This is a genomic window from Candidatus Eisenbacteria bacterium, assembly GCA_035712145.1.
Taxonomy (GTDB): domain Bacteria; phylum Eisenbacteria; class RBG-16-71-46; order RBG-16-71-46; family RBG-16-71-46; genus DASTBI01.
The window spans coordinates 1-8,167 of the sequence record DASTBI010000152.1; the positions used below are offsets into that span (position 1 = coordinate 1).

Genomic DNA, 8,167 nt, shown 5'->3' on the forward strand with positions numbered 1-8,167 from the left:
CGGCGCCCACGGGGATCGGCAACCCGGCACGGATCAGAGCCTCGAGCGCGCGCTGCTGGCGAGGCGGGCTCACCCAGCGCGCCAGCTCCTCCTTGGCCACTTTCGGAAACGTGGGATAGACCGCGAGGAGCTGCTTCACCGCCGCGGCGGCCTCCTCTTCCATCCCGAGCGCCGCGTACGCCATGGCGTGCATGCCATGCGTCCAGAAGAAGCCGCCGGTCTGACAACGCAGAGCCATGTCGAGCGCCGCGTCGAGCTCGCCGCGATCGAAGTGCAACGCGAAGAACGGGAACCAGAACCAGTCGGGTGGCTCGGGATTGAGCGTCAGCGCCTTCTTGAGCAGCACCATTCCGGGCGTCCACTCGTCGCCCATGGTCAGATGCAGGCCGTAGTCGGCGAGGACGTCCGAGTCGTTGGGATTCAGCTCCAGGCAGCGCTCGCCGGCGGCATGGAAGCCGGTCGTGTCGCCGCGCGCGAAACAGGAGACGAACAGGGCGTGGTAGCCGAGCGCGTGGAACGGGTCGAGCTTGACGGCCTTGCGGGCGGCTTCGAACGCCCGATCGCGAGCCTTGTCTCGCGAGTCGACGACGTTGTACCCGAAGCGCCACGTGTCGTCGTGGAGGAATGACAAGGCGGACCACAGCGCGGCGACGTCCGGCATCTCGCGAATCTCCGCCTCCAGCGCGTCCCTGAGCTTCGCGTGACCGTCCGGCGAGCGGTTCGCCGCATAGGAGTAGAAGAGCAGGACGCAATCGTAGGAATCCAGTCGCTCGGGCGCCTTGCGCTGGGCGGCGGCGAGCTCGGGGCGCGCGATCACTCCGTGCGGCTGGGCGATCGTGGCGCAGACGCGGCCCGCGATCTCGTCCTGCAGCTCGAAGATCTCCTTGGCGCTGAGGTCGCGGTCATAGGCTTCCGCCCACAGGACGCCGCCGTCGACGCCGCTCGCGAGCTGGGCGTGCACGCGCACCCGATCCTCCGCGCGCCGCACGCTGCCCGACAGCACGTAGTCGGGGCCGAGCTCGCCACGCAGGCGCGCCACATCCGGCTCGCCGCGGTAACGGAACGCCGTGCTGCGTCCGATGACGTGGAGCTCCCGGAATCGCGAGAGCGCGGTGACGATGTCGACCGTGATGCCGTCGCCGAAGAGCGGGTCCAGTCCGCCCAGCGTCTCGAACGGGATGACCACCACCGAGGGCCCGCCCGGCAGTGGGGTCAGCAACGACGCGGGCACCTCCTCCGACTCGTGCGCTTTCCGGAGCTGCGCCATGTCCTCACCGAGATGGAGCACGTCGGCATGGTCGCGGAACTCGGGCACGTAGGTCCCTCGCGGCAGCTCGATGAGCACGGGATCGTGACGGCCCAGCGTGAGATAGAAGTACTCGAGCCTGCGCCGCAGACGGCTGGCCTCGACGCGGACCGCGGGGTTGATCTTGGGGTCGAAGGACGCATCGCGGCCGAACACTTCGGTGGCGAGCGTGTACTCCTTCAGCCGCGCAGGGCGGCCCGCCAGCGTTTCCTCCACCAGGAAGCGCAGCAGCTTGCGGGGGCTCTCCGCGTGCGCGAACTGCGCGCTGGTGAGCACACGCTCGAGCTGCTCGCGGATCGCGGACTCCGAGGGATGATTCGCTTCTCCGTCGGTCACGAGGGCCTCGTAACGTCGGACTTCACCGACCCTGAACGCCGCCTAAGTCCCTGCGCAGGCATGGAAACCATGTGAGGCCGGACGTTACCTACCCCCTGTAACTCCCGTCAATCACGGGCACTGCCTATCTTGCTCGTACCCGATCCCACGTGGGTCCGCCTGAGAGCGGGCCTGCGGGATCAGGTTGAATGGCTCCAGATCTCGAGAAGGCTCCGTGGATCATCGTTGGGATGATCCGAGCGCTCCGAATCAGGGGGCTGTTCAAGGAAAACACGGTCAGGCTCGGCTCATTGAGGGGGACAACATTCGGCTCGCTTGCGGTCGAGCTGGATCGATGTCTGACCGTGCGACATGGCCCCCGTCCGGCGCCCCGTCATCTTGCTTCACATCACGCAGCCGGGATGTCGGTTCGGGGGCCAATCAGAAACGGTTCTAGAAGGGAATCTAGAGAGAATCAGGGTAGCCAGGCCGGCGTCCCGCCATCACGCCCAGTCATCACGCCGCGGGACGCCGGTTCAAAGACCAGTCATCGGATGAACGTGGCCCCCGGCCGGCGCCCGTAATTCACGCCTCCCGCCACGCAGCCGGGATGTCGGTTCGGGGGCCAATCAGCTTCAAGCCTGGAACAAATCGGCTTTCTCGGCGTCGCTCTCCTTCGTCTCCGGCTCCAGATTGTGCACCCCCGCGCCCAGCAGCCGGATCGGTCGCCGACCTGCCTCGGTCTTCTCCAGCAGGCTCACGGCGCGCCCCGCGATCAATTCGGGGTCGTTCGTCGCCTCGTCCGTGTGGCTGCGAGTGATGGTCTTGAAGTCGTGGTAGCGGACCTTGATGGTCACGGTCCGCGCAAGGATGCCCTTGCGGACGAGCCATCGCGCGTTGTCCCGCGCCATGCCGGCGATCTCCTGCTGAATGCGAGCGAGGTCCGTCAGGTCCTGTGCGTACGTGACCTCGGAGGACGACGACTTGGACGCTCGGTTCGGCTCCACGGCGCGATCGTCCTCGCCGGTCGCCAGCTTCCGCAGCCACTCGGTCATGCTGCCCACCGCGCCGCGCAACACCTCGGGATCCGCGGTCCGAACGTCGACCAGGCGCTCGATGCCGCGCTCGCGAAGGCGCGCCGCCGTCACCGGACCCACCCCCCACAGCGCGTCGACGGGCAGCTGCTGGAGGAACGATTCGATCTTCTCGGGCGCGATCACGGTCAAGCCGTCGGGTTTTCGCCAGCCGGAGGCGATCTTGGCGAGGAACTTGTTGGGCGCGACCCCCGCGGAGGCGGTGAGCTGCGTCCTCTCGCGGATGGCGCTCTTCAACCGCTTCGCCACATCGACGCCCAGCGGCTCGCCCCACGCATTCTCGGTGACGTCCAGATACGCTTCGTCGAGCGAGAGTGGCTCGACCAGGGGCGTGACCTCGCGAAAGATCTCGAACACCTGACGCGAGACGGCGCGGTACTTGGTGAAGTCGGGAGGCACGATCGCCAGATCGGGGCACAGCCGGACGGCGCGGGCCATCGGGGTCGCCGACCGCACACCGAACGCACGCGCCTCGTAACTCGCGGCAGCGACCACGCCGCGGGATTCGGGCGAGCCTCCCACGGCCACCGGGCGGCCGCGCAGCTCGGGACGGTCCCGCTGCTCGACGGACGCGTAGAACGCATCCATATCGACGTGAAGGATTCGCCTCATGGGAGTGCGGCGAATCTACCTCAGGTAAGCGGCGCGGCGAATGGTCTGAAGCTCTTCTTCAGGCGGGCAGCGGCATCGTGTAGCACACGGCGGTGCCGTCGAGAACGACGGTGCCGTCGTCCCGGACGATGCGCGTGTTCATCTCGGTGATCGGCTTGTCGGTGCGGACCTTGGTGAGCTCGATGTGGCCGGTGATCGTATCTCCCGGCCGCACCGGCGCCTTGAAGCTCCAGTTGGCCTGCAGGAAGACCGTCCCCGGCCCCGGCAGGTCCTCGGCCACCATGGCGTTCAGGATGGCGCTGATCACGCCCCCCTGCACCACGATGCCCCCGAAGGGCGTGGCCTTGGCCAGCGCTTCGTCGTAGTGAATCGGGTTGCGGTCGCCGCTGATCTCGGTGAACAGCTCGATGTCCTTCGCGGACACTTTCCGCGAGCGCTGCGCTTTCTGGCCGACGCTCGGAGCGCCCTTCGGCCATGCCATGATGCCTTGCGTCATGTCTCCTCCGCGGGGGTCGGGCATGGGCCCTTCAGCTCGTGGCCACCGGGCGTCCGTCGAGGCTCTTCACCAGGTGCTCGGTCAGATCCTGCGCATCGGGTCCGGCGCCGTCGATGAGGCTGGACTTGCGGCGGCGCAGGAACGGCAGGCCGATGACGTACATGCCGGGGGCCTCGGCGACGCCGCCATCGTGACGAATCCGTCCTTTGCGGTCGAGCACCGGCACATCGAGCCACGAATAGTCGGGCCGATAGCCCGTGGCCCAGATCACCGTGCGGACCTCGCCCTTACGGAGATCGAGCGTCAGCGGCGGATCATTGACGCATCGGGTGGACTCGAACCGATGTGGCGGGTCGATGCTCCCGTTCAACCCCTGCGCCTCCGCCCATTCATCGATCCGGTCGAGCAGCCGGTTCATCTTGAGATCCGAGAGCTCGCATTGATTGCGCAGCGAGCCCGAGAACTGCGCCTTGGAGTCCGCGACGCCCACCAGCCGCCCCACGATGCGCACGCCAAGGTCGTCCAGGTGGTTGAGATCGACGGTCCGCCGCTCGGTCGAGCCGGCGAGCTGCAGCGACGGCACGTGCCGCGCCCGGTTCAGGTCGTCGATCTCGTCGTAGGCATCGTCCAGAACGCCCGCGGCGTCCATCCACCACTTGATGTCCCGGCCCCGGTAGATGCGCGGCGCGCGGATGTGCTCGCCCACGGCGATCGTCACCGGGTGGCCTGAATGCTGCAACTCCTCGGCGATCTGCGTTCCGCTGGCCGACGCGCCCACCACCAGCACTCCGCCAGGCTGGATCTGCGCGGGGTTGCGGTAGTCCTGAGAGGTGACCGAATCGATTCCCGGAGGCAACGCCGCGGCGACGGGCGGCACGTGTGCCTTGTTGCAGGCGCCGGTGGCCAGCACAACCGTGCGGCATTCCCATTCACCTGCCGGGGTGGTGACGCGGTAGCCATCGCTCTTGGCACGCACCGACGTCACCTCGGTGCGGGAGCGAACCGGAGCCGAGATGTGGGCCGCGTAGCGCTCGATGAAGCCGATCGTCTCCGGCATCGTCATGTAGCCGTCGGGATCGTCGCCTTCGTAGCGATAGCCGGGCAGGCGGCTCAGCCAATTGGGGGTCAGCAGGCGCAGCGACTCCCAACGCTCGTGCTTCCACGAGTGGGCCACTTCGCCCCGCTCGAGGATCACGTGGTCGATCGAGCGGGTCCGCAAGCACTGGCTCATCGCCAGGCCCGCGTGACCCGCTCCGATGATGACGGTGGTGACTCGCACGCGCGCGGTGACGGACTTAGACCTTGCGGACCTCGACCGTGACGTTCGTGGGGTTGGTGATGACGTCGTACACCGCCGACCGCTTCTGCGACTGCGCGACGAGGGCTTTGATCTCCTCGGCGGTCGCGTCGGCCTTGATGTCGTAGACCACCTTGATCCCATCGAAACCGTTCCGCACCTCGCTGTCGATGCCGAGGATGCCCTGGAGGTCCATGTTGCCCTCGATCGTCGCGGACACCGAGTGAAGCTGAATCCCGCGATTCTGGGCGACCGCGGCAATGCCACCGGTGAGGCAGCTGGTCAGCGCGGCCAGGACGATCTCGACCGGGGTGGCGCCGTGGTCCTCGGATGCGAAGACCTCGGGATGGTCGGCTTCGAAGGTGAACGTCCTCTTGTGCTTCTGCTCCTCGCCGAGTCCGAAGAAGTCTTCGACGGTCGACCTGCTATGGGTTCCTCTCACCCACTCGCACTTGGCTCGCCACTTGAACTGCGCGCCTGCGGGAGTTTCGGTGAGCGCCTGACGGGCGGCCAGCAGGTGTTCGACATTGACGCCGTTGTCCACGGGTCTCTTGGTCGTGCTCATGGGGGGACCCTCCTGCCTGGAATCTGGTTTCACGCGGCCACGCGGATGGATGCTCGTTGCTTGGACAAGCGATTCGTTCGTGAGTTGGTCAGAAAAACCGGGGCCGGAGAAGGCTAGTCCAAAGGAGCGCCCTGGTCGAGGGCAACCAACGCCTCGACCTCCCGGTTCATGGCCACGCTGAGCCTCTTGTGGAGCACCTTGAGGGTCTCGAGGTCCCATTCGAAGCCCGCGATCTCGTCGGTGAGGTCGAACAGCTCCAGGGACAGCTCGTCGCGAGTGGCCTGGTAGTCCGTGAGCGCGCTCTCGGTGCCCTGGGCCACGGCGCGCGCCAGGAATCCGGCGTCTCGCAGCGCGTCGCTGATCCCATGGGCCGTGATCGGGTCCTTGAAGTACCCGGCATCCCCGACCAGCGCCCATCCCTGGCCATGACTCTGGCGCATGAGGCCCACCTGCCCGGGGAAGCCACGGTAGGGTTCCGAAGGCGATACGCCCGCGAGCCTCAGGGCCAGCTCGGGATGGCACTCCTGCAGCAGGCGCCGGTAACCCTCCTCGAGGTCTTTCCGGACTTCGCGGTGGAATCGCTCGACGGACGTCGCGACGAAGAGGCACGTCTCGCCCCCGTTCGTCGGGATCAGGCCGACGCTGACGCCAGGGCGGTAACGCCATTGATAGCCCTCGTTCGGCAGCCCGGGCCAGAAGGTGTACACGACGCCCGCGGTATGCCGGCCCTCTTTGTAGACGGCGGCGCCGGCCTGTCGCGCGACCGTGGAGCGCAGGCCGTCCGCCCCGATCACCAGATCCGCATGGATGTGATGAAGAGAGCCGTCGCGCTCCTCGAGGACCAGGCCGAGGACCCGGCCTCCGTGATCGCGCAGCAGGTGCTGGACGCGCGGACCGTGCCGAACCTGGGCGCCGGCGCGCGCCGCCTCGTCCGCGAGCAGCGTGTCGAGCAGGGTGCGCCGCGGTGCGTAGAGCGCGCCCACCCCGTCGCGAGGCTTGATGGGAACGGTGATGACCTCGTCGCCATACACGAAGCTGGTGAACCGGATCGCGGGCGTCCCGTGCTGCTGGACCGCGGGAAGCACTCCCCAGTGATGGAGCTGGAAGACTCCGGCTCGCATCATGGCCAGCGTCGAGAGCGTGTCGGCCCCCCGGCGATCGCGATCGAAGAGCAGGACGCGCGCGCCCCGGCGCGCGAGCAGCAGGGCCGTGGCCGCGCCGGCGCAACGGGCGCCGACGACGACGACGTCGTAACGAGGCGCGTAGGCTTCCATGGGCCGCAGTATGTCACGGCCCATGGCCGCCCTGTCAGCGGGGCCGCGCCCGAGCTCGCGGCTCCGCGTCCGTCCCTATTCCTGGTGTGGACTCGTGGTGTGCACGAGCTCCCGCTCCCGGCTGGGCCGGCGGAAGATCTCCTGCGCGGCGGTCGGGCGCCGTCGCTTCACCGGTCCCTGGTACTCCACCGGCTTCATGGTCTCGGCCGACTGATAGAGGGCCTCGATGATCGACACGTCGATCAGTCCCTCGATCCCCGAAGGCTCGGGGTTCCTCCCGTTCTGAACGCACTCCGAGAAGTAGACCAGCTCGGGCGCGAACTGGTCACGCTTCTTGAACTCACGCTCGGTGGTTCGGTCGCCGATGGTCAGCTCATGCGTGATCGGCTCCGCGTACTCATAGCCGTTGTCGACGCAGAGGCAGCCCTTGGTGCCGAGCACCGTGTAGGTCGCCACATCCGAAGCTCCGAAGCTGACCGTGAAGGTGGCGAGGCGCGATCCAGGGAATCGCATCACCGCGCTGCACATCTCCTCGACCTCTTCGAACCTGGACTCGCCGCTCGTGCCCGTGTAAGCGAACACTTCCAGCGGCTCCTCCCGGAACAGATGCCGGGCAGCGTTGATGCAGTAGATGCCGATGTCCCAAAGGGTCCCGCCGCCGGTCTCACGACGCAGCCGGATGCCGCCGGGTTTCACCTGCATGGCGAACAGCGAGTCGAAGGCGCGCGCATCGCCGATCTCTCCCGACGTCACCGTCTCGATGGCCTGCAGGTTGGCGCGCTCGAAGTGGAGCCGATAGGCGACCATGAGCCGCACGTCGTTCTCCTCGGCGGCGCGGATCATGTCCTCGCAGTCTTCCTGGCTCATCGCCATGGGTTTCTCGCACAGGACATGCTTCCCCGCGCGAGCCGCCATGACGGCGTACCGATGATGCAGATGGTTGGGCAGCGCGATGTACACCGCGTCGAAGAGACCGCTTTCCAGCGCTTCCTCGTATTCGTCGTAGCTGAACGTGTGCTCGACGCCGTAGAGACGGGAGAGCCGGCGCAGCTTGGTAGGGTCTCCCGAAATCAGCGCGGCGAGCTCGGAGTTCTCGTCGGCACGATCGAACGCCGGCAGCACTGCCCGCTGGGCGATGAAGCCGAGACCGACGACGGCATAGCGCACTTTCCTCGAACGGCCGTTCGTCCGAGTGGCGCGTTGGCGCG

At 67.3% G+C, this 8,167-nt stretch carries 7 protein-coding genes; all 7 read right to left on the reverse strand.

Annotated features, from left to right (window positions below; all coding sequences use genetic code 11):
- Positions 1-1,642 (reverse strand): hypothetical protein (locus VFQ05_09340; GenBank protein HET9326962.1); only part of this gene is annotated, 1,642 nt, incomplete at its 3' end.
- 614 nt (positions 1,643-2,256) lie between these two features.
- On the reverse strand, positions 2,257-3,327 hold the full coding sequence (dinB, locus tag VFQ05_09345; GenBank protein ID HET9326963.1) for a DNA polymerase IV: 1,071 nt from the start codon (positions 3,325-3,327) through the stop codon (positions 2,257-2,259).
- 58 nt (positions 3,328-3,385) lie between these two features.
- The gene (locus VFQ05_09350; protein ID HET9326964.1) at positions 3,386-3,823 is read right to left on the reverse strand and encodes a MaoC family dehydratase; all 438 of its coding nucleotides are present in this window, start codon (positions 3,821-3,823) and stop codon (positions 3,386-3,388) included.
- A 31-nt stretch (positions 3,824-3,854) separates the two neighbouring features.
- Entirely contained in the window at positions 3,855-5,102 is a 1,248-nt protein-coding gene (locus VFQ05_09355; GenBank protein ID HET9326965.1) for an NAD(P)-binding domain-containing protein, read from the reverse strand.
- A 16-nt stretch (positions 5,103-5,118) separates the two neighbouring features.
- Positions 5,119-5,685 (reverse strand): OsmC family protein, encoded by a 567-nt coding sequence (locus VFQ05_09360; protein ID HET9326966.1) that lies wholly within the window; start codon positions 5,683-5,685, stop codon positions 5,119-5,121.
- A gap of 113 nt (positions 5,686-5,798) precedes the next feature.
- Positions 5,799-6,983: an NAD(P)/FAD-dependent oxidoreductase gene (locus tag VFQ05_09365; GenBank protein ID HET9326967.1), complete on the reverse strand. Its 1,185-nt coding sequence runs from the start codon at positions 6,981-6,983 to the stop codon at positions 5,799-5,801.
- Between the two features lie 51 nt (positions 6,984-7,034).
- The coding region (locus VFQ05_09370; protein ID HET9326968.1) for a Gfo/Idh/MocA family oxidoreductase at positions 7,035-8,167 on the reverse strand (1,133 nt) is incomplete at its 5' end.